Below are 26,144 nucleotides of genomic sequence, written 5' to 3'. Positions count from 1 at the left end.
ATGCCTGACGTATCCCTCGCCGTCCTCGCCCTGCTGTGCCTCGCCGCGCTCGCGGCCGGCTGGATCGACGCGGTGGTGGGCGGGGGAGGGCTGCTGCTCCTGCCCGCCCTGCTGCTCGGGCTGCCGTCCGGCACGCCGGCCGCGTGCGCGCTCGGCACCAACAAGGCCGTCTCCATCGTCGGCACCTCGGGCGCCGCGGTGACCTACGCCCGCAAGGCGCCCGTGGACGTCCGCACCGCCGTACGCATCGGCCTCGCCGCCCTCGCGGGTTCCTCGACCGGGGCGTTCTTCGCGGCCGGGATGAGCACCGACGTCCTCAAGCCGGTGATCATGGTGGTGCTGCTCGCGGTCGCGGCCTTCGTGATCCTGCGCCCGGCCTTCGGCACCGCCCCGGCGCCGGGCCCGGCGAGCCCGCGCCGGATCCTGGCCGCCATCGGCCTGGCGGGTCTCGGCATCGGCTGCTACGACGGCTTCATCGGCCCCGGCACCGGCACCTTCCTGGTCCTCGCGCTCACCGCCGTGCTCCACCTCGACCTGGTCACCGCCTCCGCCACCGCGAAGATCGTCAACTGCTGCACCAACGCGGGCGCCCTCGCCACCTTCGCCTGGCAGGGCACGGTGCTGTGGCGACTGGCGCTGCTGATGGCGGTGTTCAACCTGGCGGGCGGCATGATGGGCGCCCGTACGGCGCTGAAGAAGGGCACCGGGTTCGTCCGGGTGGTGCTGCTGACCGTGGTGTTCGCGCTGGTGGCGAACCTGGCGTACGCGCAGTGGCTGGCGTGAGCCCGGGGGCGGGCGGGGTCAGCGGCCGCCGGTCAGGTGCGCGAAGACGACCACGTTGCCCTGGTAGCCGGTGGTCCGCGAATAGCCGCCGCCGCAGGTGATGACCCGGAGTTCGGGGCGGGGGGCGGCGCCGTAGACCTTGTCGTCGGGGAAGGCGCGGGCCGAGTAGACCTCCACCGCGTCCACCGTGAACACCGCCACCGAGCCGTCCTGCCGGTCCACCTCGATCCGGGCGCCGCGCTTGAGGGCGCCGAGGTCGTAGAAGACGGCGGGACCGTCGGTGTTGTCGACGTGCCCGGCGATGATCGCGGTGCCGGTCTCGCCGGGGATGGTGCCGGCCCGGTACCAGCCGGCGAGGTTCTTGTCCGCGGCGGGCGGCACGTCCAGGCTGCCCGAGCGGGTGAGGGCCAGGCCCATCAGCGGGGCGTTCACGCGGATCGCCGGGATGCGGACGCGGGTCGGCGCGGAGGGGGCCAGCGCGGGTGCCGCGCGGCCCCGGCCGCCCGGATCGAGCCGGCCCTCGACGGCCGCCGGCTGCGGTGGCCGGTGCGTGACCGGGCCCCCGCCGAGCAGCCACACCGCGGAGCCGAGGGCGACGACGGTGACCGCGGCTATGGCGGTGTCGCCGAGCCGGGCACACCTCCCGCGCCTGGTCTTCCTGCGCATACCAACCCCTCTCCCGGGGACGGAGCCCCCGAAGGCCCCCGCCCCCTCCGGGCCGCGAGGGGCATCGGACCCGGAGGGGGAGGGACGTGCGGTACCGGCGGACGGACAGCGGAGGGTGTCCGTCAGATCCCGTCGCCTCTCGCCCGGCGATGCAGGAGCCAGGTACCGCCCGCGGCGGCGACGGCCAGCGCCGTCACACCCGCCGCGGTCTGCACGGGGTCGGTGCCGAGTGCGCCGCCGACCCCCGTCTTCACACTGCCGCGCGGCTGCACCTGCCGCTGCGCCTGCTGCACCGCGCTCAACGCCACCATCAGGTCGCCCTTCACCTGCTTGTCGCCCTCGGCGCACTGGGCGACGATCTCGTACGTCCCCGGCTGCGCGCTCGGCGGCACCTTGAACTGGCCGATCGCCTCGCCCTCGTGCGCGCTGGGCGCCAGCGTGAACACCCCGGCGCCGACCGCGCCCGCGTCCCCGGTCGCGGAGCCCTGCCCACCGCACGCGGCGGTGTTCACGGTGACCTGGGCCCCGGGGATCACGGTGGCGGGGTACACGTCCAGGCGGCCGGTGCCGGCGGCGTGGGCGGGTGCCGCGGCGGCCACGGCGAGCGCCGTACCGGTCAGCAGGCGGGCGAAGCCTCGCATGATGCTCCCCAGAGCTTGTCCGACTCGTGCCCTACCGAGATAAGTGGCTCCCGGCGCCGCCCGCTTGCCGAGCGCGGGCCGGGACTGCGGTGAACGGGTGGCGGCCGGGACCCCCACACGGGCTAGGCGGTGCGGAGTCCGGGCAGGTCAGCGGGGGTGAGAGGGGAAGCGAGAAGGGGAAGTATGAAAAGAACACGAATGGAGCGGGGGGAGGGGTGAACGGGTGACAGGGCGTCAGCACGCACCATGGCAGACGTGACCGCCGAGACCGCCGCCGAGATCCCCGGGCCGCTGCCGTTCTTCGTCTACGGCACCCTCCGCCCCGGCCAGGCCAACCACGACCTCTACCTGCGCGGCCGTACCGCGGCGGAGGAACCGGGCCGCCTCCCGGACGCCGAGCTGTACGACGGCCCCGGCTACCCGTACGCCGTCGCGCGGCCCGGCGCCGAGACCCGCGGCGAACTGGTCACCGCCCGGCCCGAGGAGTACGCCGGCCTGCTCGTCGCCCTGGACCGGCTGGAGGAGTACGTGCCGGGCGACCCGCGCAACCTCTACGTACGCGTCGCCCTGGACGTCGTCCGCGCCGACGGCACCGCCGTCCGCGCCTGGGTGTACCTGGCCGCCCCGCGCGTCGCCGCCCGGCTGCGGGAGACCGGCACGCGGATCGCGGGCGGCGACTGGCCGGCCCGCCGCTGACCCGCCGCTGACTCAGCGCAGCAGGGTGAGCCCCTCGGGCACCTCGATCCCGAACTCCGCCTCGACCAGGCGCCGTACCTCCGCCTCGTCCGTCAACTCCCGCTCGGTGACGGAACCATTGACACGGATCTCGGTCAACTTGCTCCCGTCCAGAGCGAGGTGGCGATCGGGTCGGGTCCGCTGGAGGTAGGCGCGGGCGGTGAAGGGCGAGCGCGGGTTGGTGCCGACGTGCCAGTTGAACACCTCGAAGTCCACGGCCGCGAACGGCTCCCGCGTGAACGCGTACTGGCTCACCCAGTCCCGGGCCCGCCGGTCGTACGCCTGCAACGCCCACAGCGGCGACGGCCCCTCGTGCGGAAGCACCGCGAACCGGTGCCGCCGCCCGCCGCCCTCGAACTCCGCGCCGAGCACGAGGGGTACCGGCGCCAGCAGCGCGCCGGCCGCCCCGAAGCCGACGTCCGCCAGATACGGCAGCGGCTCGCCCGGCACCTCCACCCGCAGCATCGCGTGCGTCCGCGGCCGGCTCTCCGGCACCTCCGCCCCCAGCACCACCCGGGCCGCCAGCGCGGACACCCGGAAGCCGAGCGCCTCCAACGCCCGCCACAGCAGGAGGTTGTGCTCGTAGCAGTAGCCGCCGCGCCGGCCGTGCACCATCTTGGCCATCAGGTCGGCCGGGTCGAGCGAGGGGGCCCGCCCGGACAGCGCGTCCAGGTTCTCGAACGGCAGGGCCAGGGCGTGCGCCAGATGCACACCCCGCAGCGTCTCGGGACCGGCCCGCCGGGGCCCGTCCCAGCCGACGCGGCCCAGATAGGCGTCGAGGTCGAACTTCTCCGGATCGGACTTCTCCAGCTCGGACATGCCCCGAATCTACGCCGCCGCCCCCGGCCGCGCGGCCTCGTCTCACCGCCCCGCCGCCAGCGCCCGCCCCACCCCCGGCTCCTTCGGGCCCAGGAACCGCGGATCCGGCCGGAACACCGCGTCCAGCAGCGCCTTGCCCGCCGCGAACACCTCGCGCGTGCCGCCGTAGTACCAGGTCACGTCGTGCTTCGCGGCGACCCCGACGCCGTACGACTCGACCCCCGCCGCCTCGCACAGGGCCACCGCCCGCCGGATGTGGAAGCCCTGGCTGATCAGTACGGCCCGGTCCACCCCGAAGATCTTCCGGGCCCGTACGCAGGAGTCCCAGGTGTCGAAACCGGCGTAATCACTGACGATCCGGCCGTCCGGCACCCCGTGCCGAGTGAGATAGGCGCGCATCGCGTCCGGCTCGTCGTAGTCCTTCCGGCTGTTGTCCCCGGTCACGAGCACGACCTCGATCCGCCCCGCCCGGTACAGCTCGGCCGCCGCGTCCAGCCGGTGCGCGAGGTACGGCGACGGCTCGCCCCGCCACAGCCCCGCCCCGAACACCACGGCGACCTGCGCGCGCGGCACGTCCGCCGTGCTCCGCAGCCGGTCACCCGTCGACACGAACAACCAGGTCACCGGCAGCAGCGCCAGCACACACGCGGCCATCACGCCTTGCACCAGCCGCCGCTGCCCGGCACGTGTGCGCGGCCACCTCGGTCGACGGATCTTCATGGGCCCCCCGGTTCGGACGACTCGGCTCCGTCAGGGAGGACGAGCGGCGGCCGGGTCCGGTTTCGCGACTCCGCGCCCCGCACGTGCCCCCGCCGCCCCCCGGTGTCACTCCCGCCGCATACTGTCGAGGCATGGAAGGCACCGCACCCCCCACCGCGTACGACACCGCCGCCCTGGAGCGCTGGGCCCCCGAGCCCGACAAACGGCCGGGCCGCACCGCCTTCCAGCGCGACCGCGCCCGCATCCTGCACTCGGGCGCCCTGCGCCGCCTCGCCGGCAAGACCCAGGTCGTCACGCCGGGCACGCACAGCCAGGTCTGGGACGCCAGCCCCCGCACCCGGCTCACCCACTCCCTGGAGTGCGCGCAGGTCGGCCGGGAGCTGGGCGCGGCGCTCGGCTGCGACCCGGACCTGGTCGAGGCCGCCTGCCTCGCCCACGACCTGGGCCACCCGCCCTTCGGGCACAACGGCGAACGCGCGCTGGACGAGTTCGCCGACGACTGCGGCGGCTTCGAGGGCAACGCCCAGTCGCTGCGGCTCCTCACCCGCATCGAGCCCAAGCGGTTCACCCCCGAGGGCTCCGTGGGGCTCAACCTCACCCGCGCCGCCCTCGACGCGGCCACCAAGTACCCCTGGCCGCGCGGCTTCCACCCCACCGACCCGGCCTCCCGGAAGTTCGGCGTGTACGACGACGACCGGCCGGTGTTCGACTGGGTCCGGGCCGAGGCGCCGGGCACCCGCACCTGCTTCGAGGCCCAGGTCATGGACTGGTCCGACGACGTGGCCTACTCGGTGCACGACGTCGAGGACGGCCTGCACGCCGGCCACATCGACCCCAACTGCCTGCACGCCGAGCCCGAACGGCAGGCGGTCTTCGAGGTCGCCGTCGGGCGGTACGTGCCGGCGGACACCGACCCCGCCGAGCTGGCCGCCGCCCTCGACCGGCTCCAGGACCAGGAGTGGTGGCCGCACGGCTACGACGGCACGGCGGTCGCGCAGGCCCGCCTCAAGGACGCCACCAGCCAGCTCATCGGCCGGTTCTGCCTGGCCGCCGAGGGCGCCACCCGGGCCGCGCACGGCGCCGGCCGGCTCACTCGGTACGGCGCCGAACTCGTCGTACCCCGCGAGGCGCGCCTGGAGTGCGCGGTGCTCAAGGCGGTCGCCGACCGGTACGTGATGCAGCGGGCCGAGCAGGAGCGGCTGCGGGCCGACCAGCGGATCGTCGTCGCCGAACTGGCCGAGGCGCTCACCGCCCGCGCGCCCGACGGCCTGGACCCGCAGTTCCGGGCGCTGTTCGACAAGGCGCCGGACGACCACGCGCGCAAGCGGGTGATCGTCGACCAGATCGCCTCCCTCACCGACGCCTCCGCGCGCTCGCTGCACGCGCGCCTGACGGGGCATATGTGAGAGGAAAGTGACCGAGGGTGGCCTGATCGGGTCACCCCCTCTTCCCCGCGGCCCGCCCGGTGCGGGACGCTCGCATGTGGCGGCACCCTCAAGAGGAGGCATCAAGTGGTCGACGCGGACCAGACATTCGTCATCGTCGGAGGCGGCCTCGCCGGCGCGAAGGCGGCCGAGACGCTCCGCGCGGAGGGCTTCACCGGGCGGGTGATACTGATCTGCGACGAACGCGACCACCCCTACGAGCGGCCCCCGCTGTCCAAGGGCTTCCTGCTCGGCAAGGAGGAACGCGACAGCGTCTTCGTGCACGAGCCCGCCTGGTACGCGCGCAACGACATCGAGCTGCACCTCGGCCAGACCGTCGACCGCGTCGACCGCGCCGCGAGGACCGTCCGCTTCGGCGACGACGGCACCCAGGTCCGCTACGACAAGCTGCTGCTGTGCACCGGCGCCGAGCCGCGCCGCCTGGACGTCCCCGGCACCGGCCTGGCCGGCGTCCACCACCTGCGCCGGCTCGCGCACGCCGAGCGGCTCAAGGGCGTCCTCGCCTCCCTCGGCCGGGACAACGGCCACCTCGTGATCGCGGGCGCCGGCTGGATCGGCCTGGAGGTCGCGGCGGCGGCCCGCGAGTACGGCGCGGAGGTCACGGTGATCGAACCGGCGCCGACCCCGCTGCACGGCGTCCTCGGCCCCGAGCTGGGCAACGTCTTCGCCGAGCTGCACCGCGAGCACGGCGTCCGCTTCCACTTCGGCGTCCGGCTCACCGAGATCATCGGCCAGGACGGCATGGTCCTCGCGGTCCGCACCGACGACGGCGAGGAGCACCCGGCGCACGACGTGCTGGCCGCCATCGGCGCGGCGCCCCGCACCGCCCTCGCCGAGGCGGCCGGCCTGGAACTGGCCGGCCCGGAGGACGGCGGCGGCATCGCGGTGGACGGGCACCTGCGCACCGGTGACCCGCACGTCTTCGCCGCCGGCGACGTGGCGTCCTTCCCGCTCGGCCGCTCCGGCACCCGCGTGCGGGTCGAGCACTGGGCGAACGCCCTGAACGGCGGCCCGGCCGCCGCCCGCGCCATGCTCGGCCAGGACGTCACCCACGACCGCGTCCCGTACTTCTTCAGCGACCAGTACGACCTCGGCATGGAGTACAGCGGCTGGGCGCCGCCCGGGACGTACGACGAGGTGGTGATCCGGGGCGACGCCGGCAAGCGGGAGTTCATCGCCTTCTGGGTGAAGGAGGGCCGGGTGCTGGCGGGCATGAACGTGAACGTGTGGGATGTCACAGAGGACATCCAGCGGCTCGTGCGTTCCCGGGCCCGGGTCGACGTCGAGGCGCTCTCCGACCCGCGCGTCCCCCTGGCGAGCCTCGCCCCCGGAGTCTGACGGGCACCGGGACCGCCCTCGCGCCCCCGTAGAATTCACCCGTGGCGGGACGGATCAACGACGAGGACGTGAAGGCGGTACGGGACGCGGTCCCGATCGACGCCGTGGTCTCCGAGTACCTCCAGCTGCGCAACGCGGGCGGCGGCAACCTCAAGGGCCTCTGCCCCTTCCACGACGAGAAGTCGCCGTCCTTCCAGGTCAGCCCCGGTAAGGGACTCTTCCACTGCTTCGGCTGCCAGGAGGGCGGCGACACCATCACCTTCGTGATGAAGGTGGACCACCTCACCTTCTCCGAGGCGGTGGAGCGGCTCGCCGCCCAGGCCGGCATCACGCTGCGCTACGAGGAGGGCGGCTACAACCCGGCCCACCAGCGCGGCGAGCGCATCCGGCTGGTCGAGGCGCACAAGGTCGCCGCGCAGTGGTACGCGGAACAGCTCGCCACCGGCCCCGAGGCCGAGACCGGCCGGGTCTTCCTCGCCGAGCGCGGCTTCGACCAGGCCGCCGCCGTCCACTTCGGCGTCGGCTACAGCCCCCAGGGCTGGGACCACCTCACCCGCTACCTGCGCGGCAAGGGCTTCACCGACAAGGAGCTGGTCCTCTCCGGGCTGTCCCAGGAGGGCCGCCGGGGCCCCATCGACCGGTTCCGGGGCCGCCTGATGTGGCCGATCCGGGACATCGGCGGCGAGGTCGTCGGCTTCGGCGCCCGCAAGCTGTACGAGTCGGACAACGGCCCCAAGTACCTGAACACCCCGGACACCCCGATCTACAAGAAGAGCCAGGTGCTGTACGGCATCGACCTGGCCAAGAAGGAGATCGCCAAGTCCAGCCGCGCGGTCGTGGTCGAGGGCTACACCGACGTCATGGCCTGCCACCTCGCCGGTGTCCCGACCGCCATCGCCACCTGCGGCACGGCCTTCGGCGGCGAGCACATCAAGATCCTGCGCCGCCTCCTCATGGACAACGGCTCGGCCCGCGTGATCTTCACCTTCGACGGCGACGCGGCCGGGCAGAAGGCCGCGCTGCGCGCCTTCGAGGACGACCAGAAGTTCGCCGCCGAGACCTACATCGCCATCGCGCCCGACGGCATGGACCCCTGCGAACTGCGCCTGGCCAAGGGCGACGAGGCCGTCGCCGACCTGGTCGAACCCCGCACCCCGCTCTTCGAGTTCGCGCTGCGCCAGGTCGTCGCCCGCTACGACCTGGACACCCCGGCCGGCCGCGCCGCCGCCCTGGACGAGGCCGCGCCCATCGTCGCCCGCATCAAGAACAGCGGCGCCCAGCACGAGGTCGCCGTCGAACTCGCCGGCATGCTCGGCATCCTCGACACCCAGTTCGTGGTCCGCCGCGTCGCCCAACTGGCCCGCTGGGCCCGCGACCGCGGCGGCAAGGGCCCCCAGCAGGACCGCCCCCGCGGCACCGGCACCGACCAGCAGTGGTCCGGGGCCCCCCGCCCGGCCGTCTCCGGCCCGGCGCTCACCCTGCGCAACCCGGTGTACGCCACCGAGCGGGAGCTGCTCAAACTCGCCCTGCAGCGCCCCGAGCTGGTCTCCCCGGCCTTCGACGCGTACGGCGTGGACGAGTTCACCGCGCCGCCGTACGCGGCGGTACGCCAGGCCGTCGCGGAGGCGGGAGGCGCCGAGTACGGCGTGCAGGACCCGCAGGAGTACCTGGTACGGGTCCGCGAGGCCGCACCCGACGACGCCGTGCGCGCCATGGTGACCGAGCTGGCGGTCGAGGCCATCATGCGCCGCGCGGTCGACGAGACCTACGCCGGTGAGCAGTTGGTGACCGTCCGGCGCCGGGCCGTCGCCCGCCGGCTCACCGAACTCCAGGGCGTGCTCACCCGGCTCGGGCACACGGACCCCGCCCAGTCGGCCGCGGTCCAGAACGAGCTGATGGTGCTCACCCGCTACGACAGGGCGCTGCAGATCGAGGGTCCGTCCGCTCTCTGAGGGACTCTCGGGACGCCGGTCACCAGCCGGTCACGGACCGGACGCAAAAAGTCACCGCACGCCCCTCGTGGCGGGGATGTGTCGTACTCCACACTGGGGGCGGTGCCCGAGTCCTCGGAGCGCAGGCCGTCGACTCTCCGCTTCCGACGTACCGCTGCCGTCCGCCGTCACGCAGCGATCATCCTGGAGGTCGCCCCCGTGCAGTTCCAGACCCTCACCCAGACCGACAGCAGCACCGGCGCCGCCGCCGGCGGCCCGGACGAGCCGGACGCGGAGCCGGACGTCCTCATGGCCGTGCCCCCGCAGGGACCTGCCGCCCTGCACCCGGAGTCGGAGGCAGGGGAACCGGCGGAACCCGTCGAGGAACCCGAGGCGCCGGCCGCCGCCCGTGCCGAGTCCGGCGGCCCCTCGGCCGACCTGTTCCGGCAGTACCTGCGCGAGATCGGCCGTATCCCGCTGCTCACCGCCGCCGAGGAGGTCGAACTCGCCCGCCGGGTCGAGGCCGGCCTGTTCGCCGAGGAGAAGCTGGGCAACACCCCGGACCTGGACAGCCAGTTGGCGGGTGACCTGGACCGGATCGTCGTCATGGGCCGGATGGCCAAGCGCCGGCTCATCGAGGCGAACCTGCGGCTGGTGGTCTCGGTCGCCAAACGGTACGTCGGCCGCGGCCTGACCATGCTCGACCTGGTGCAGGAGGGCAACCTCGGGCTGATCCGCGCGGTGGAGAAGTTCGACTACGCGCGCGGCTACAAGTTCTCCACGTACGCCACCTGGTGGATCCGCCAGGCCATGTCCCGGGCGCTGGCCGACCAGGCCCGCACCATCCGCGTCCCGGTGCACGTCGTGGAGCTGATCAACCGGGTGGTCCGGGTCCAGCGCCGCATGCTCCAGGAGCGCGGCTACGAGCCGACCCCCGAGGAGGTCGCCGCCCACCTGGAACTGCCGCCCGAGCGGATCGGCGAGGTGCTGCGGCTCGCCCAGGAACCGGTGTCGCTGCACGCGCCGGTGGGCGAGGAGGACGACGTCGCCCTCGGCGACCTCATCGAGGACGGCGACGCCGCGAGCCCCGTCGAGTCGGCCGCGTTCCTGCTGCTGCGCCAGCACCTCGACGCGGTGCTGTCCACCCTCGGCGAACGCGAACGCAAGGTCGTCCAGCTCCGCTACGGCCTCGCCGACGGCCGGCCCCGCACCCTGGAGGAGATCGGCCGCATCTTCGGCGTCACGCGCGAACGCATACGCCAGATCGAGTCCAAGACCCTCGGCAAACTCCGCGACCACGCCTTCGCCGACCAGCTGCGCGGCTACCTGGACTGAACGGACCGAACGGACCGGCCGGATCGAACGGGGGCCGCCTGCCCGGCGGCCCCCGCCCGGTCCTAGTCCACCTCCGCCACCGCCTGCGCGAACTGCGCCTTGTAGAGGCGGGCGTACGCGCCGTCCGCCGCCAGCAGCTCGGCGTGGGCGCCCTGTTCGACGATCGAGCCGTTCTCCATGACGAGGATGGTGTCCGCGTCCCGGATGGTCGACAGACGGTGCGCGATCACGAAGGACGTACGGCCGGACGCCAGCTTGGCCATCGCCTTCTGGATCAGCACCTCGGTGCGGGTGTCCACGGAGCTGGTCGCCTCGTCCAGCACCAGGATCACCGGGTCGGACAGGAACGCCCGCGCGATGGTGATGAGCTGCTTCTCACCCGCGCTCACCCCCGTGCCCTCGTCGTCGATCACGGTGTCGTAACCGTCGGGTAGCGTCCGCACGAACCGGTCGGCGTGCGCGGCCCGCGCGGCCTCCTCGATCTCGCCCCGGGTGACCTCGCGCGCGGCGCCGTACGCGATGTTCTCCGCGATGGTGCCGCCGAACAGCCAGGTGTCCTGGAGCACCATGCCGATCCCGGCGCGCAGTTCGTCCCGGGACATCCTCCGCACGTCCACCCCGTCGAGGGTGATCCGGCCGCCCGTCACGTCGTAGAACCGCATCAGCAGGTTGACCAGCGTGGTCTTGCCCGCGCCGGTCGGGCCGACGATGGCGACCGTCTGCCCCGGCTCCACCGTCAACGACAGGTCCTCGATCAGCGGCTTCTCCGGCTCGTACCGGAAGGACACCTTCTCCAGGCACACCCGCCCGCGCAGCTCGGCCGGCCGCTCGCCCGGCACCGGGTCCGCCTCCTGCTCCTCCGCGTCCAGCAGTTCGAAGACCCGCTCCGCCGAGGCGACCCCGGACTGCACCAGGTTGGCCATCGACGCGACCTGCGTCAGCGGCATCGAGAACTGCCGCGAGTACTGGATGAAGGCCTGCACGTCACCGATGGACAGCGCGCCCGACGCGACCCGGAGGCCGCCGACGACCGCCACCAGCACGTAGTTCAGGTTGGACACGAACATCATCAGCGGCTGCATCACCCCGCTGTTGAACTGCGCCCTGAACCCGGCCTCGTACAGCGCCTCGTTCTGCTCGGCGAACTGCCTGGCCGACTCCTCCTGCCGCCCGAACACCTTCACCAGGGTGTGCCCGGTGTACATCTCCTCGATGTGCGCGTTGAGCTTGCCGGTGGTGCGCCACTGCTGCACGAAGTGCGGCTGCGACCGCTTGCCGACCCGGGTCGCGACCAGGAACGACAGCGGCACGGTGACCAGCGCGACCAGCGCCAGGATCCAGGAGACGTAGAACATCATGATCAGCACGCCGACGATGGTCAGCAGCGAGTTGATCAGCTGGCCCATCGACTGCTGGAGCGTCTGCCCGATGTTGTCGATGTCGTTGGTGGCGCGGGAGAGCACCTCACCGCGCTGCCGCTTGTCGAAGTAGGAGAGCGGCAGCCGGGACAGCTTCGTCTGCACGTCCTCCCGCATCCGGTACATCGTGCGGTTCACGGCCCGGTTGGTCAGCCGGGTCGCCACCGCCATCAGCAGCCCGGCGACCAGGAACGTGCCGAGCGCCAGCAGCAGCACGCTCCCGACGGCACCGAAGTCGATGCCCTTGCCGGGCGTGAAGTCGGTGCTCCGGAGCATGTCGGCGATCTGCCCCCGGCCGTGCTCACGCATCGAGCGCAGCACCTGCTCCTTGGTGCTCCCGGCCGGCAGCTGCCGGCCGATGATCCCCGCGAACACCAGGTCGGTCGCCTTGCCGAGGATCTTCGGCCCGACCACGCTCAGGCCGACGCTGACGACCACGCAGCCCAGCAGGCCGTAGATCGTGAGCCGCTCGGGCTTGAACCGGGCGACGAGCCGCCTGCCCGAGTTCTTGAAGTCCATCGAGCGCTGGTCGGGGCCGGTGCCAGCCATCATGCGTCCCATGGGACCGGCCATCAGGCGGCCTCCGCTTCCGTCAGCTGGGAGAGCACGATCTCCCGGTAGGTCTCGTTCGATGCCATCAGCTCGTGGTGCCGGCCGGCGCCGACCACCCGGCCCTCGTCCAGCACGATGATCCGGTCGGCGTCCCGGATGGTCGCCACCCGCTGGGCGACGATCACGACGGTCGCCTCCGCCGTCTCCTCGGTGAGCGCCGCGCGCAGCGCCGCGTCCGTGGCGTAGTCGAGCGCGGAGAAGGAGTCGTCGAAGAGGTAGATCTCCGGGCGCTGCACCAGCGTGCGGGCGATCGCCAGCCGCTGGCGCTGGCCGCCGGAGACGTTGGTGCCGCCCTGCGCGACGGGCGCGTCGAGCCCGCCCTCCAACTCGCTCACGAAGACCTTGGCCTGCGCCACCTCCAGCGCGTGCCACAGCTCCTCGTCGGTGGCGTCCGGATTGCCGTAGCGCAGGTTGGTGGCGACGGTGCCGGCGAACAGGTACGGCTTCTGCGGGACCAGGCCGACCGTGCGGGCCAGCAGCGCCGGCTCGATCTCCTGGACGTTCACGCCGTCGACCAGCAGCTCGCCCTCGGTGGCGTCGAACAGCCGGGGGACCAGGCCGAGCAGCGTGGACTTGCCGCTGCCGGTGGAGCCGATCACGGCCGTGGTCTCGCCCGGCCGGGCCGTCAGCTCGATGCTCTTCAGTACCGCCTCCTCGGCACCCGGATAGCGGAAACCCACGCCCCGGATCTCCAGCGTGCCGTGCCGGCGCAGCTCGGTGACCGGCGCGAGCGGCGGCACCACGCTGGAGTCGGTGCCCAGCACCTCCTGGATGCGCTCGGCGCACACCTCGGCGCGCGGCACCATCATGAACATGAAGGTGGCCATCATCACGGACATGACGATCTGCATCAGATAGGCGAGGAACGCCGTCAGGTCGCCGATCGCCATGCCGCCGCTGTCGATGCGGTGCGCGCCGAACCACACCACCGCGATGGACGACACGTTCACCACCGTCATCACCATCGGGAACATCAGCGCCAGCATCCGCCCGGTGGCGAGCTGCATCTCGGTCAGGTCGGCGTTGGCCTTCCCGAACCGGCCCTGCTCGTAGGTGTCGCGGACGAAGGCGCGGATCACCCGGTTGCCGGTGATCTGCTCGCGCAGCACCCGGTTCACGGTGTCGAGGCGGACCTGCATGGACCGGAACAGCGGGCGCAGCCGGCGCACGATCAGCGTCACGCAGATGCCGAGCACCGGGACGACCGCGACCAGCACCGCCGACAGCGGGACGTCGAGTCCGAGCGCGAGCACGATGCCGCCGACGCACATGATCGGCGCCGACACCATCAGCGTGAACGTCATCAGGGCCAGCGTCTGGACCTGCTGGACGTCGTTGGTCGTACGGGTGATGAGGGTCGGCGCTCCGAAGTGGCCCACCTCACGGGCGGAGAAGGACTGCACCCGGTCGAAGACCGCGCCGCGCACGTCCCGGCCGAGCGCGGCGGCGGTCCGGGCGCCGAAGTAGACGGCGCCGATGTTGCACACGACCTGCACCAGCGAGATGCCGATCATCAGGGCACCGAAGGACAGGATGTAACCCGTGTCACCCTTCACGACACCCTTGTCGATGATGTCGGCGTTCAGGGTGGGCAGGTACAGGGTGGCGCAGGTCTGCAGGAGCTGGAGCAGCACCAGCAGGGTGATGGATTTCTTGTAGGGCCTGAGATAGGTCCGCAGAAGTCGTATGAGCACGCTACGTCTCTCGGAGTCGGCGGTCAGGGCGGAGTGCCCTAGGCACCTATCGTCCGACACTCCACCCGTGTTACCTCAACCGATTAACCCGAGAGCACCACGCCCGCCGCCGGCCCTCGCGGGCTACACCTGGAAGGCCCCGGGATGGGTCTGCTCCCGCACGGCCGTGAACTGCTGCCGCACCGCCTGCCCGACCGCCAGCTCCTCGCCCGGCTCCAGCACCTGCGCCGCCGCGCCCTGCCAGGCCGGCGGATCGCGCGGGTCGAGGGTGCCCTGCGAGACGCCGAGCGCCCAGGCGGCCTGCCGGGCCGCGCCGATCGCCGCGTAGTCCGCGGGCTGCGGTACGACCACCTGCGCGCCGAACAGCGAGGGCGCGGCGGCCTGCACGGCGGGCAGTTCGGCGGCCGGCCCGAGCAGGAAGATCCGCCGTACGTCCACACCCCGGCCGCGCAGCACGTCGAGCGCGTCGGCGAGCCCGCACAGCATGCCCTCGAACGCGGCTCGCGCCAGGTGCTCCGGCTTCATCGACTCGCGCCGCAGCCCCGCGAGGGTGCCGGCGGTGTGCGGCAGGTTCGGCGTGCGCTCGCCCTCCAGATAGGGGAGCAGCACCAGCCCGTGCGCGCCCGGCGTCGACTTCATCGCCAGGTCGGACAGGCTCTCCAGATCCGGCAGCCCGAGCAGTTCGGCGGTGCCGCGCAGGGTCCGGACGGCGTTCAGGGTGGTGACGACCGGCAGGTGCATACCGGTGGCGTCGGCGAGGGAGGTGATCATCCCGGACTGGTCGGCCAGCGCCTCGGGATGCACGGCCATCACAGACCCGGAGGCCCCGAGCGATACGACCGCGTCCCCGAGCCCGATCCCCAGCCCGAACGCGGCGGCCATCGTCTCCCCGGTACCGGCGGAGATCAGCAGCCCCTCCGGGGTGGTGCCGGCCGCGTCCGCCGGACCGATCACCTCGGGCAGCACCGCCTGGTGCCCGAGGGCCAGCTCGACCAGGTCGGGCCGGTAGCCACCGGTGGCGGCCGACCAGTACCCGGTGCCGGAGGCCCCGCCGCGGTCGGTGGTCCGGCGCACCGGACGCCCGAGCAACTGCCACACCAGCCAGTCGTGGGCCTGCAGCAGTACGGCCGTACGCAGCGCGTTCTCGGGTTCGTTCTTGGCGAGCCAGCGCAGCTTGGTCACCGGCTGGGCGGCACCCGGCACACTGCCGACCGCCTGCGCCCAGGCCTCCCGGCCGCCGAGCGCGTCGACCAGATCGGCCGCCGCGACCTGCGCCCGCTTGTCGCCGCCGACCAGCGCGGGGCGCACGGTGTTGCCCTGCGCGTCCAGCGGGACCACGGCGTTCTGCTGCGCCGACACCCCGATGGCCTGCACACCCTCCAGCAGCCCGCCGCCGGCGGCCTCCCCGAGCGAGAGCAGCCAGGCCTGCGGGTCGACGTCACTGGGCCGCCCGCCGTCCGGCGCCGTCTCGACCGGATGCGGTGCGTATCCCTGCCTGAGTACGGCACCGGTGTCCGTGTCGCAGACCACGATGCGCGTGAAATCCGGTGAGCTGTCCAGCCCGGCGACTATCCCCATGCCGCAGATTTTGCCGCATCCCGGCACCTGCTCCGGCCGGGGGCGCCGAAGAGGGGGTGTACGCACGCGGACGGCCGGCGCCCTCACCTGGTCAGACCTGCTGAGACCTGGTTAGACCGGGTGAGACCATCGACCGCCGTAGCGCGCTTCTGCTCGCGACTAGGTGTTGCTCGTCCCCCAGTCGTCCTCGACCGTGCCGTTGACACTGCGGTCCCGCAGGGAGCGGACCCGCTGGGCGACGGAGGCCGGGACTCGGTCGCCGACCTTGTCGCTGACCGTGTGGAGCGCCTTGCCCGCGTAGACCCGGCCCTGCTGGGCGGCGGTCTCCGCGGTGTTGCGGACGGCGGGGTTCGCCGCGATCCGCTGAGCGGACTTCTTCAGCTGCTCGTAGCGCTCGCGTCCGGCCCTCGTGCCGAGTACGTAACCGAGGGCCAGTCCGGCGACGAACGTGAGCCGGTAACGCATGGGGCCACCCTTCCTCTGCGTGGTCTGCCTGTACGCCTGCGGCGCCGGGGGATACCGATTGGCGGAGCACCCCCCTGCTTGCGCTAATGTATGTGTCGCAGCGAGCGCCCGCCCCCTGGCGAATACCCAGGTAGGTGCGTTCGATGCAATCGAGGCAATCCTCCGTAGCTCAATTGGCAGAGCAGCCGGCTGTTAACCGGCAGGTTACTGGTTCGAGTCCAGTCGGGGGAGCTTCGGTCCTCCGTAGCTCAATTGGCAGAGCAGCCGGCTGTTAACCGGCAGGTTACTGGTTCGAGTCCAGTCGGGGGAGCGCACTGAACGAGGACCCCGTGGGGGTCCTTTTTCATGTCCCCGGGAACCGCCGCGCCCGCGGTGCTGTCCCCATGGTCATGAGCAGCGCGGAAGCCGACCCATCCGAAGCGGGAGATCGTATGAGCGGCTATGCTGCGGCAGACGACGCGCACACATGTACGCGACACGCCGCTACGGGGCGGTAGCTCAGCCGGTTAGAGCAGCGGACTCATAATCCGTCGGCCGTGGGTTCGAGTCCCACCCGCCCCACCAGGTATGTGGTTTCACGTGATGAAACGTCTCTGCGGTGAGCCCGGGTCACGTTTCCGGCTCTCACCGGGGGCACTGCCCCGTCGCGCGGGCGATCGTCTCGACGTCGCGGTCGTAGGGGAGCAGGGTGAGTCCGGCCTGTTCGGCGGCGGCGACAAGCAGGTCGACGGGGTCGGCGCTGCGGTGTTCGCCCTTGGCGGTCAGCTGCTCCTGGACGACGCAGTCGGTGACGGTCACGGGCGGTACCGGCGCTTGTCCAGGAGCAGGTCGATGTCCAGGGCTCCGTCGGCCACCTGCTGCCGGGCGCTTCCGAGGGCGCGCAGACGCCGGTAGCGGGCCGTGACTTCACGCAGGGCGGTATTGATCGTGTCCCGCTCGGTGGTGGTACCCCGTTCTTCGGCTGCTGCTTCCAGCGCCTCGTCGTCGAGGTCGATGTCCGTGCGACGCAAGGTGGCCTCCTCTCGTGCGCGTGATGTCGTATATCAGCGCACTCTCGTCATCATGTAGGGGGGACGTGCGGCCGGCCCCCCTCCGTCCGGTTCCCGTTATCCGGCCGCCACACAGGGTGGCGACCTGTCAGTCCCGCGCCGTAGCCTGGACGCAGGGCGGCGGAGGCCGGATCGTCCTGCTCCGGGGGAGGGGTCGGGGAGGGTGCGGCCGAGACGGGGGAGCGCTTGAACGGGGAAGGGAAGGGCGCCCAGGCGCCAGGGCTGGAGCACGAGCTGGTTGACCAGATGTGCGCGGTGACGGGACTCGACGCACCGGAGGGGCGCGATCTCTTGATCAGTATGCTGGCGAGCCGGTTACCCGAGCTGGGCAACATACGGCGGCACGGCCGGACCCGTCTGGAGATGCTGGAGATCGTCCGCGCCTGCCTCCAGGAGCCGCACGGACTGCCCGAGCTGCTGGCCACGCTGCACGACTACGCGCCCAACTCGACGCCCGTCCTCCGCATCCGCGAACTCGTCGTCTCCGCCCCGGTGCTGGCGGTCCTGTCCGACAGCGAGTTACGGGAGGTCCACTCGCTGCTGGCCCGGGTCCGGCACGTGGACGTACCCGGGGTGCTGTACGCGGCGGCCGGTGACGCGGTGCTGCTGGACGGGCCGGTGACCGGGCTGCTGGAAGCCTTCGACCTGCTCGCCGGGAGGAACGCCCGGACGGACGGCCTGCTCCCGGTGATGGCCCTGGTCGAGCACGTGGTGCTGGCCCTGGAGGGCTCCGACGCGCAGCGGGACGTCGGGCAGGGGCTGCGCGGGTGGAACGACGGGCTGGGGCGCAAGCTCGGACTCGGTGCCCAGCTCAAGGCACTGCGCACGGAGATCACCCAGGCCCCGGTGGCACAACCAGCGCCCGCCTGCCTCGTTATCCAGCTCACCAGACACGGGATGCGCCCGGAGCAGTATCTGCTGTCGCACTGGCGGCAGGTGCGGCCGGGCCCCTGGCGGCCGGAGCGCGGAGAGGATCGGATCGTGGCCCTGAGCGAGGTGGAGGCCACGGTCGAGCGGCTCGTGACGCGCGCCGAGCAGGAGTGGGCCGGGCGGCCGGGCCGGCCGGTGCTGGAGTTCGTCCTCCCCTTCCACCTGCTCAACCGCCCCCTGGAATGGCTGCCGATGGCCTCCGGGTCCGACTCCGCGACCGCGCTGTGCCTCAGCTATCCCGTGGTGCTGCGCAGCCTGGAGCGGATGCGGGCCCGCGAGTTCCACCGGCGCTGGCACAACCGCTGGCAGCAGCTGACCGGCGAGGAATCGGTCGAGTGCCTCTGGGACACCACCGGCCGGCGCGGGCACGACCAGGTGCGGTGGGCCAGCCGGCTGACCGCGGACGAACGGCTGGTCTCCGTCGCGCTCAACGCGCCCCCACTGCCCGGCCCCGGCGGCAGCCAGGCCTCGCTGGAGGCGGCGTTGCGCGCGGGCGTGCCCCTGGCCGTCTGGGACCGCAGGGCCGCCCCGTCCGGCGAGTTCCGCAGACGCGTCAAGAAGCTGATGAAGGGCAGGCCCGTCGAACTGCCGGAGCGGGTCCAGAGGTTACGGAACGAAGCGGCCACCGCCGCCGCGTCGCAACGCGACGCGCACGCGGGCCGTCACCTCGCGGTCCTCTTCGACGATCCCCATCGCATCGTCGACTGGTCCGCCCACCCGGGCGCTGACCCCGGGGGCGCGCGGGGCGGACACGACGACGAGGGGGATTCATGAACGGTGTCCAGCGACCGGCCGGCAGCGCCGGGAACGGAGGGTCCGTCAGCAGCCGTAGCTGGTGGATCTACCGAGGCACCGGACAGCCGTTGGCCGACATCCGGCTCGCCGACGTCCTGCCCCCGCCGCCCGCCTGGCGGAACTTCGACGGCGGCCCGGTGCTGCCGCCCGTGCCGGCGGAGAGCGCCGAGACCGACCGCCGTATCGGTGCCGTGGGCCGGGCCACCCCCCGGCAGAACGCGCACGACATCGACATGATCAACACGGCGTTGCTGCTGCGCCGCCCCCTGCTGGTGACCGGCCGCCCCGGCATCGGCAAGTCCACCCTCGCCTACCTGGTCGCCCGCGAACTGGGCCTCGGCCGCGTCCTGCACTGGGGGATCACCTCCCGCAGCACCCTGCGCTCGGGGCTGTACGAGTACGACGCCATCGGGCGCGCGCAGGCCTCCCTCGGCCGCGGTCAGGCTCCCGGTGCCACCGCCGCCGGGCCGGCCGACCCGACCGGCGAGGCGCCGCGCATCGGGGACTTCGTGCGGCTCGGCCCGCTGGGCACCGCCCTGCTGCCGTACGAACTGCCACGCGTCCTGCTCATCGACGAACTCGACAAGAGCGACATCGACCTGCCCAGCGACCTGCTCCACGTGCTGGAGAACGGCTCCTACGACATCCCCGAGCTGGTCCGCGCCCGCCAGCACGAGCCGGACGCCCAGGTCTTCACCGACGACCCGGACAGCACGGTCACCGTGACCGACGGCAGGGTGCGCTGCCGGGCCTTCCCGTTCGTCGTCATCACCAGCAACGGCGAGCGCCAGTTCCCGCCGGCCTTCCTGCGGCGCTGTGTCCGGCTGGACGTCTCGCCGCCGCGCGAGGACCAGCTCGCGGCCATGATCGCCGCGCACTTCCGGGACCAGGACGGCCGGCATGACCCCCTGATCCGGGCCTTCGTGGAGCGCAGCCGGGAGCACGGCGGGCTGGCCACCGACCAACTGCTGAACGCCGTCTTCCTGCGCACGGCCGGAGTCCGCGAGGACGACGCGGCCTGGAGTGAACTGCTGGACGCGCTGTGGCGCGAACTGTCGGGGGCGCCCTGATGGGTGAGGACCCGCGTCCGTACCCGGGACCCGTCGAGCCGGCGTATCCGGGGCCCGTCGAGCCGGCGTACCCGGAACCCGTCGAGCTGGCCGAGGCGCTGTGGCTGCACGCCTACCGGACCACGGCCGCCCGGCTGCCTCCGTCGGACCGCCCACCGCAGCCCCGGCCCGCCACACCGCCGGGGCTCTCCGGGCTGCCCGACGTCACCGACATCACCGACAGCCCCGAGACCGTTGACCGTCCCGGGAGGCCCGAGGCTCCCGGGACCCCCGAACCCCGCCGGCCCTCGGCACCCCCGCCCACCGGGAACCAGCCCCCCGCCACGAACGGCCGCGCCACCGCCCTCCACGGCGGCGCCGAGGGCCCCCTGCCCGGCTCCGCCTGGCTCCTCCCCGCCTCCCCGCCCGCCACTGAGACGACCGGCGGCGCCCCGGAGTACCGGGGCGCCCCCGCGCGCACCGAGCCGCTCGCACCGGCTCCCGATCTGCGGGACGCGTCCGGGATCGGCCGCCGGCTGCGCCCGCTGAAGCAGGTGGTGCCCTCGGCGTCCGAGATCGAGCTGGACGAGGAGGCCACCGCCGAACACGCCGCCGAGGACGGCCTGTGGCTGCCGTACACCAGGGCGGCCGGCGAGCGCCGCTTCGATCTGGTGCTGGTGGTGGACGACCACGCCACCATGGTCGTCTGGCAGCAGACGATCGCCGAGTTCACGGCCGTCGCGGAACAGCTGGGCGCCTTCCGGGACGTCCGGGTGCGGCGGATGGGCGTGCGCGAGGGCCCGGCGGGTCCGGAGGCCGTGCTGCGCGGCCCGGTCCCGGAGGACCGGTGGGCCGGTGCCCCCGGCGAACTGGTGGACCGTACCGGGCGGCGGATCATCCTGGTCCTGACCGACGGGCTCGGCCCGCTGTGGCGGACCGGGGCCGGCCGGGCGGCACTCGGACCGTGGGCGGCGGCCGGACCGGTGGCCGTGGTGCACCTGCTGTCCCAGCGCGACTGGCACCGCACCGCCCTGACACCCCGCCAGGCCCGGCTGCGGGCGCCCCGCACCGGCGCCCGTACCGCCGAACTCGCCGTGGACTTCCCGGCGGAGTGGTACGACCCCTTCGACCCGCCCCCCGAGCGGTGGACGGCGGCCGTCCCCGTGCTGGAACTCGACGCCGACTGGCTGGGCCGCTGGGCCGCCCTGGTCGCCGGTGACGAGCCCGGCTGGACCGACGCCCCGGTCCTGCTGCTGGGCGTGCCCGAGCGGCCGGCCACCGAGGCCCCCGAGCCGTCGGCCGCGCCGCCCGCGCCCTCGGTGCGCGAGCGCATCCGGCGCTTCCGGGGCCATGCCACCCCGACCGCCTTCCGGCTGGCCACGCATCTGGCCGCCGCCGTCCTCGAACCCCGGCTGGTGCGCGACGTCCAGCGCAAGCTGGTGCCCGAGGCCCAGCCCGTCCACCTGGCCGAGCTGTTCCTCAGCGGTCTGCTGGAACAGGCCCCGGCCGGTGAGCCGCCCGCCGAGGACCCCCGTGTCCCGCTGGACTTCGTGGCCGGCGCGCGCGAGGAACTGCTCTCCGCCGCCATGCGCGCGGACACGGCACGCGTGGTGAGTTCGGTCTCCGACTTCTACGGCGACCGCGTCGAGGCCGCTCGCCGGCTGCACGGCGCGCTGCTCGCCCCCGACAAGGTGCCGGTCCCGGCGGTGACGGCGGAGAGCCTGCCCTTCGTGCGCGTGGAACTCGCCGTCCTGCGCGCGCTGTCGGGGCCCTATCTGCTCCGCGCCCGGCGCGTCAGCGCGGCCCTGGAGGCGCGGTCGGGAGCGTCGGTCCCGGAGAACACGGAGCCGATAGCCCACGATGGCGGCAATGCCGGTGATGTCAGTGATGCGGGCGATGCCAGTAATGCGAGCGATACCAGCGATGTCAGCGATGTCAGCGACGAACGTATAAATTCCGACACGGACGGCCAGGACATGACCGAGACCACCGCCAATGAGCACCAGCGTGACGACCGGGGAACCGCCAACCACACCCCGGCCAGGGGGATTCCGGCCCCCAGTCTCGACGGCCGGCCGGCCGCCGGGTCCCCGTCACACGGCGGACCGGTCCCGGACGGGGACGGCGCGTCGGAGTCCCACGCGCACCCGGCGCGCGGCTCCGTGCCCGCCGTCTGGGGCAACGTCCCGCCGAACAACCCCAACTTCGTCGGCCGCGAGGACCTGCTCGACCAGGTGCGCGAGCAGTTGGTGACCGGTGACACCTCCGCCGTGCTGCCGCACGCCCTGCACGGTATGGGCGGCGTCGGCAAGTCGCAGATCGCCATCGAGTACGTCTACCGCCACGCCTCCGACTACGACGTCGTGTGGTGGATCCCGTCCGAGCAGCCGACGATGATCCTCACCGCGCTCACCGAACTCGCCCACCGGCTCGGCCTGAACGTGAGCAGCGAGGCCAACCGGGCCGTCCCCGCGGTCCGCGAGGCGCTGCGCCGGGGCCATCCCTACAGCCGCTGGCTGCTGGTGTTCGACAACGCCGAGAACGTGGAGGCCGTACGGCCCTACTTCCCGACCGGCGGCACCGGCAAGATCCTCATCACCTCCCGGAACCAGGAGTGGGACCGGGTGGCCGAGACGCTCTCCGTGGACGTCTTCACCCGGGAGGAGAGCAAGGCGCTGCTGCGCCGCCGGGCTCGCGACCTCACCGACCGCGACGCCGACCGGCTCGCCGAGGCCCTCGGTGACCTGCCGCTGGCCATCGAGCAGGCGGCGGCCTGGCAGGCGGTCACCGGCATGTCCGTGCCCGAGTACCTGCGGCTGATCAACGAGAAGATCGCCGAGCTGATGCTCGAACTCGTCCCCTCGCCCGACTACCCGATGTCGGTGGCCGCCGCCTGGGACGTCTCGCTGCGCCAGCTGGAGCAGCGCAACCCCGCCGCCCTCCAACTCCTCCAGGTCTGCTCGTTCTTCGCACCCGAGCCGATCTCCCGGAGCCTGTTCAACAACTCCCGCACCACCACCATCGCCCCCGAGCTGGACGAGGCGCTGCGCCACCCGATCAAGCTCGGCCGGGCGATCCGCGAGATCAACGTCTACGCGCTGGCCCGCATCGAGCACCGGCACGACACCATCCAGCTGCACCGCCTGGTCCAGGCCGTGCTGGTCAACCGCATGTCCCCGCAGCAGCAGGCGGACATGCGGCACGGCGCGCACCTGCTGCTCGCCGACGCCAACCCCAACAGCCCCGGCTCCCGCGAGATGTGGCCGCGCTACCAGGCGTTGCTGCCGCACGTGGTGGTGTCCCGGGCCGTGGAGTGCGACTCGCCGTGGGTACGCGGCCTGGTGCGCGGCATGGTGGAGTTCCTCTACGTCTGGGGCGACCACGACGGCGCGGCCGCCATGGCCCGCGAGGCGCTGCGGATCTGGACCGAGAAGTTCGGCGCGGAGGACCAGCAGACACTGGAGATGGCGAAGTGGCTCGCCTTCATCCTGCGCATGCTCGGCGAGTACCGGGAAGCCGCCGAGATGATGCAGCGCACCGCCGACCTCTACATCAGCATCGCGGGCGAGGACGACGAGGGCACCCTGGACGCCCTCATCCAGCTGTGCAGCGGGCTGCGGCTGCGGGCCGAGCTGGCGCGCGCGCTGGAGATCAACCGCTCGGTGTACGACCGCTCGCTGCGGGCCTTCGGCGACGACGACCCCGCCACCCTGCGCGCCGCCCACAGCCTCGGCGTCGGCCTGCGCCTGATGGGCCTGTACCAAGAGGCGCGGGAACTCGACACGGAGACGTCCCGGCTGCGCGCCCTCGCGCTCGGCGAGAACCACCTGGACACCCTGAACACGCTCAGCGGCCTGTCCATCGACGTCCGCGAGACCGGCGACTACCTCGGCGCCGTCACCCACCAGGAGGACGTCTACGCCCGCTACGTCGAGAACTACGGCGAGGACACCCCGGTCAGCGTCAGCTGCGCCCGCGTCCTCGCGGTGTGCCGGCGGCGCGCGGGCGACCACGACGGCGCGCTGCAGCTCGGCGAGATGGCGCTGTCGAAGTTCGAGAGCCGCTACGGCGCCGACCACCCCGACGCCGTGGCCTGTGCGGCCAACCTGGTGGTCGACCTGCGGCAGGACGGCCAGCTCCGGAGGTCGCGGGAGCTGGGCGAGGCGACCGTCGAGCGCTACACCGCGAGCCTCGGCGAGTCCCACCCCTACACGCTGTCGGCGCGTACGAACCTGGCGATCACCCTGCGCCACCTCGGGGACCTGGCGGCGGCCGGGGAACACCTGGCGGCGGCACTGCCGGGCCTGCGCGCCTCGCTGGGCGACGAGCACATCCTGACCCTCACCACGGCGATGGGCACGGCCACCCAGTACGACGCGGAGGAGCGGCACCCGGAGGCCCTGGACCTGGACCGGGGGACCCTCGACGCACTGACCCGGATCTTTGGCGAGACCCACCCGACCGCGCTGGCCTGCGCCAACAACGTGGTCCTCGACCTGCGCGCCCTGGGCCGCGACGACGAGGCCACCGCGCTGCACACCGAGACCCTGACCCGCTTCCGCCGCGTCCTCGGCGAGAGCCACCCGGCGACGGTCGCCGCGGCCAGCAGCAAGCGGGCGGAGGTGGACATCGCGCCTGTGCCGTTCTAGGCGGCTTCGTGCGGGCGGGGGCCCGGCCGGTCCCCCTGTTACGGCCCCCTGTTACGGCCGGGGTGCCGGTGCCGTGTCGGTCGCGGGGGACTGGCCCGGGTCGGTGTCGGGCAGGGGAGCCGGGGCGTGGTCGGTGGCGGGGGCGTGGGGGCGCAGCAGGGTGAGCAGGGGGCCGGTGAGGGCGGTGGTGAGGAGGGCCATCACGACCAGGACGGCGTAGAGCCGCGGTCCGATCACCCCGGTTCCCAGGCCGACGTTCAGCACGATCAGCTCGGTGAGGCCGCGGGTGTTCAGCAGGACGCCGATGACGAGGGAGTCGTGCCAGGGCAGGCGCGCGGAGCGGGCGGCGAGCGAACCCGCGGCCACCTTGCCGATGATCGCGGCGGCGCTTATCACCAGCAGGAGCAGCAGGTCGGAGGAGTGCAGGCCGTCCAGCGCGACGGCCATCCCGGATACCGTGAAGAACACCGGGAGCAGCAGCCCGCCGGTCTCCTGGAGCGGGCGCAGCAACTGGGGGTCCGGTACGCCGTCGGCCTGGCGGGGCATGATGACGCCGGCCAGCAGCGCGCCGAAGATGACGTGCAGCCCGAGCGCGCTGGTGACGTAGGCCGAGCCCAGCGCCAGTGCGACGGTGAGCGGCACCTGGTTGGCCATCAGGGCGCCGGGCCTGCGGGTCCACCAGCGCAGCAGCGGACGTACGGCGAAGATCATCACCAGGACGTAGGCGGCGAGCAGGGCCACCTTGACGGTCCAGGTCCGGGCCGAGCCGTGCGCGCCGCCGACCAGGACCACGGCCAGCACCGGCCAGCTGAGCGCGTCGATGACACCGGCCGCGGCCATGGCGATCGCGCCCGGCCTGCCGCCCGCCAGACCCTGGTCCCGGATGATGCTCGCGAGGACGGGCACCGCCGTGATGGACAGGGCGACGGCCATGTAGAGGCTGAAGGTGGTGTCGACCGGGGCCTTTCCGTTGGCGGACGCGAACATTCCGGGAAAGAGCAGCGTGACGCCGGCGCCCAGCGCCATCGGAATCGCGAATCCGCCCACGGAGACGGCGCCCACCGCGCCCTGGCCGCGCAGCAGACGCAGGTCGAGTTCGTAACCGACCGCGAAGAGAAAGAGGGCCAGGGCCACTTGGGCGACGGCGGTCAGAATGGGCTGGAGTTGCTTCGGGAAGAGGGTTTCGTAAACGTCTCCCGGTAACAGGCCCAGCAGGCTCGGCCCGAGGGCGATACCCGCGAACAGCTGTCCGACCACGGCGGGTTGACCCAGCTTGCGCGCCGCCACGCCCAGGGCGTGAGAGGCCGCGATCACCACCGCCAGCGCGGCGACGACGTGGGTGACCATGGAGTCGGTGCTCACCGGCATCCCCCTTCCGGCACGTGCCGCCCGCTGTGGCACAGTCTGTACGGAGTGTAGCCGCCGAGCGGTGAAAGAACCTATTGTTGCGTGCGGTTGGTATATGCCGTCATGAGCGGGGGGCCGACGATGA

General features: G+C 72.8%; 19 protein-coding genes, 3 tRNA genes and 1 pseudogene. 12 read left to right on the top strand and 11 right to left on the bottom strand.

All coding sequences use genetic code 11. The features are described 5' to 3' along the window. Nucleotides 1-783, top strand: a complete 783-nt coding sequence (locus NX794_RS09145; protein ID WP_258777775.1) for a sulfite exporter TauE/SafE family protein — start codon at nt 1-3, stop codon at nt 781-783. An 18-nt stretch (nt 784-801) separates the two neighbouring features. Here NX794_RS09145 and NX794_RS09140 read toward each other — a convergent pair whose 3' ends face one another. Together NX794_RS09140 and NX794_RS09135 are read right to left on the bottom strand one after the other, a co-directional pair. Then, complete coding sequence (locus tag NX794_RS09140) at nt 802-1,449, bottom strand: class F sortase (RefSeq protein WP_258777774.1); 648 nt, start codon at nt 1,447-1,449, stop codon at nt 802-804. Between the two features lie 122 nt (nt 1,450-1,571). Next, complete coding sequence (locus tag NX794_RS09135; RefSeq protein WP_258777773.1) at nt 1,572-2,090, bottom strand: hypothetical protein; 519 nt, start codon at nt 2,088-2,090, stop codon at nt 1,572-1,574. Between the two features lie 255 nt (nt 2,091-2,345). Between NX794_RS09135 and NX794_RS09130 the strand changes: the two genes are divergently transcribed. Beyond that, nucleotides 2,346-2,786 (top strand): gamma-glutamylcyclotransferase family protein, encoded by a 441-nt coding sequence (locus NX794_RS09130; RefSeq protein ID WP_258777772.1) that lies wholly within the window; start codon nt 2,346-2,348, stop codon nt 2,784-2,786. A gap of 12 nt (nt 2,787-2,798) precedes the next feature. Here the strand turns inward: NX794_RS09130 and NX794_RS09125 are convergent, their stop codons facing one another. Beyond that, nucleotides 2,799-3,644 carry an arylamine N-acetyltransferase family protein gene (locus NX794_RS09125; protein ID WP_258777771.1) on the bottom strand — a complete coding sequence of 282 codons (846 nt, stop codon included), beginning with the start codon at nt 3,642-3,644 and terminating at the stop codon, nt 2,799-2,801. A gap of 42 nt (nt 3,645-3,686) precedes the next feature. Continuing rightward, on the bottom strand, nt 3,687-4,364 hold the full coding sequence (locus tag NX794_RS09120; RefSeq protein ID WP_258777770.1) for a SanA/YdcF family protein: 678 nt from the start codon (nt 4,362-4,364) through the stop codon (nt 3,687-3,689). A 131-nt stretch (nt 4,365-4,495) separates the two neighbouring features. Between NX794_RS09120 and NX794_RS09115 the strand changes: the two genes are divergently transcribed. The 4 genes from NX794_RS09115 (at nt 4,496) to NX794_RS09100 (ending at nt 10,413) form a co-directional block, all read left to right on the top strand. Next, nucleotides 4,496-5,770: a deoxyguanosinetriphosphate triphosphohydrolase gene (locus NX794_RS09115; protein WP_258777769.1), complete on the top strand. Its 1,275-nt coding sequence runs from the start codon at nt 4,496-4,498 to the stop codon at nt 5,768-5,770. A gap of 105 nt (nt 5,771-5,875) precedes the next feature. Continuing rightward, nucleotides 5,876-7,147, top strand: coding sequence for an NAD(P)/FAD-dependent oxidoreductase (locus tag NX794_RS09110; protein ID WP_258777768.1), 1,272 nt, complete (start codon nt 5,876-5,878; stop codon nt 7,145-7,147). Between the two features lie 41 nt (nt 7,148-7,188). Beyond that, on the top strand, nt 7,189-9,099 hold the full coding sequence (gene dnaG / locus NX794_RS09105) for a DNA primase (protein ID WP_258777767.1): 1,911 nt from the start codon (nt 7,189-7,191) through the stop codon (nt 9,097-9,099). A 78-nt stretch (nt 9,100-9,177) separates the two neighbouring features. After that, a complete protein-coding gene (locus tag NX794_RS09100) occupies nt 9,178-10,413 on the top strand; it encodes an RNA polymerase sigma factor (RefSeq protein WP_258777766.1) in 1,236 nt (411 codons plus the stop codon). Nucleotides 10,414-10,475: 62 nt separating this feature from the next. On the opposite strand, the gene NX794_RS09095 is transcribed toward NX794_RS09100, so the two are convergent. The 4 genes from NX794_RS09095 to NX794_RS09080 all read right to left on the bottom strand — a co-directional run bounded on the left by NX794_RS09095 (nt 10,476) and on the right by NX794_RS09080 (nt 16,180). Continuing rightward, on the bottom strand, nt 10,476-12,404 hold the full coding sequence (locus NX794_RS09095) for an ABC transporter ATP-binding protein (protein WP_258777765.1): 1,929 nt from the start codon (nt 12,402-12,404) through the stop codon (nt 10,476-10,478). Continuing rightward, entirely contained in the window at nt 12,404-14,137 is a 1,734-nt protein-coding gene (locus tag NX794_RS09090) for an ABC transporter ATP-binding protein (protein WP_258777764.1), read from the bottom strand. The genes NX794_RS09095 and NX794_RS09090 overlap by 1 nt, the downstream gene beginning before the upstream one ends. A gap of 123 nt (nt 14,138-14,260) precedes the next feature. Then, a complete protein-coding gene (locus NX794_RS09085; RefSeq protein ID WP_258777763.1) occupies nt 14,261-15,715 on the bottom strand; it encodes a xylulokinase in 1,455 nt (484 codons plus the stop codon). Between the two features lie 159 nt (nt 15,716-15,874). Next, nucleotides 15,875-16,180, bottom strand: a complete 306-nt coding sequence (locus tag NX794_RS09080; protein WP_258777762.1) for a YtxH domain-containing protein — start codon at nt 16,178-16,180, stop codon at nt 15,875-15,877. Nucleotides 16,181-16,338: 158 nt separating this feature from the next. On the opposite strand from NX794_RS09080, the gene NX794_RS09075 reads away from it, so the two are divergent. The 3 genes from NX794_RS09075 to NX794_RS09065 all read left to right on the top strand — a co-directional run bounded on the left by NX794_RS09075 (nt 16,339) and on the right by NX794_RS09065 (nt 16,744). Then, nucleotides 16,339-16,411 (top strand) — tRNA-Asn (locus NX794_RS09075). Between the two features lie 6 nt (nt 16,412-16,417). After that, nucleotides 16,418-16,490, top strand: a tRNA-Asn gene (locus tag NX794_RS09070). 177 nt (nt 16,491-16,667) lie between these two features. Further along, nucleotides 16,668-16,744 (top strand) — tRNA-Ile (locus NX794_RS09065). Between the two features lie 60 nt (nt 16,745-16,804). Here NX794_RS09065 and NX794_RS09060 read toward each other — a convergent pair. Both NX794_RS09060 and NX794_RS09055 read right to left on the bottom strand, forming a co-directional pair. Next, nucleotides 16,805-16,960, bottom strand: a pseudogene (locus NX794_RS09060) (PIN domain-containing protein); the annotation flags it as partial. Between the two features lie 14 nt (nt 16,961-16,974). Further along, nucleotides 16,975-17,190 carry a type II toxin-antitoxin system VapB family antitoxin gene (locus NX794_RS09055; RefSeq protein WP_258777761.1) on the bottom strand — a complete coding sequence of 72 codons (216 nt, stop codon included), beginning with the start codon at nt 17,188-17,190 and terminating at the stop codon, nt 16,975-16,977. A gap of 285 nt (nt 17,191-17,475) precedes the next feature. On the opposite strand from NX794_RS09055, the gene NX794_RS09050 reads away from it, so the two are divergent. Genes NX794_RS09050 through fxsT form a run of 3 tightly spaced genes read left to right on the top strand, consistent with a single transcriptional unit; the run spans nt 17,476 to nt 24,652 of the window. After that, on the top strand, nt 17,476-18,933 hold the full coding sequence (locus NX794_RS09050) for a VMAP-C domain-containing protein (RefSeq protein WP_309505976.1): 1,458 nt from the start codon (nt 17,476-17,478) through the stop codon (nt 18,931-18,933). Further along, entirely contained in the window at nt 18,930-20,024 is a 1,095-nt protein-coding gene (locus tag NX794_RS09045; protein ID WP_258777758.1) for an AAA family ATPase, read from the top strand. Before NX794_RS09050 ends, NX794_RS09045 begins: the two co-directional genes overlap by 4 nt. Beyond that, nucleotides 20,024-24,652, top strand: a complete 4,629-nt coding sequence (gene fxsT, locus NX794_RS09040) for an FxSxx-COOH system tetratricopeptide repeat protein (protein ID WP_258777756.1) — start codon at nt 20,024-20,026, stop codon at nt 24,650-24,652. The genes NX794_RS09045 and fxsT overlap by 1 nt, the downstream gene beginning before the upstream one ends. A 51-nt stretch (nt 24,653-24,703) precedes the next feature. Here the strand turns inward: fxsT and NX794_RS09035 are convergent, their stop codons facing one another. Continuing rightward, nucleotides 24,704-26,014 carry a cation:proton antiporter gene (locus tag NX794_RS09035; RefSeq protein WP_258777755.1) on the bottom strand — a complete coding sequence of 437 codons (1,311 nt, stop codon included), beginning with the start codon at nt 26,012-26,014 and terminating at the stop codon, nt 24,704-24,706. Nucleotides 26,015-26,144: the final 130 nt, after the last annotated feature.

The organism is Streptomyces pyxinicus (assembly GCF_024753135.1).
Taxonomy (GTDB): Bacteria; Actinomycetota; Actinomycetes; order Streptomycetales; family Streptomycetaceae; genus Streptomyces; species Streptomyces pyxinicus.
The sequence above is the reverse complement of the archived record's forward strand: the minus strand, read 5'-3'. Positions and strand labels throughout refer to the sequence as shown.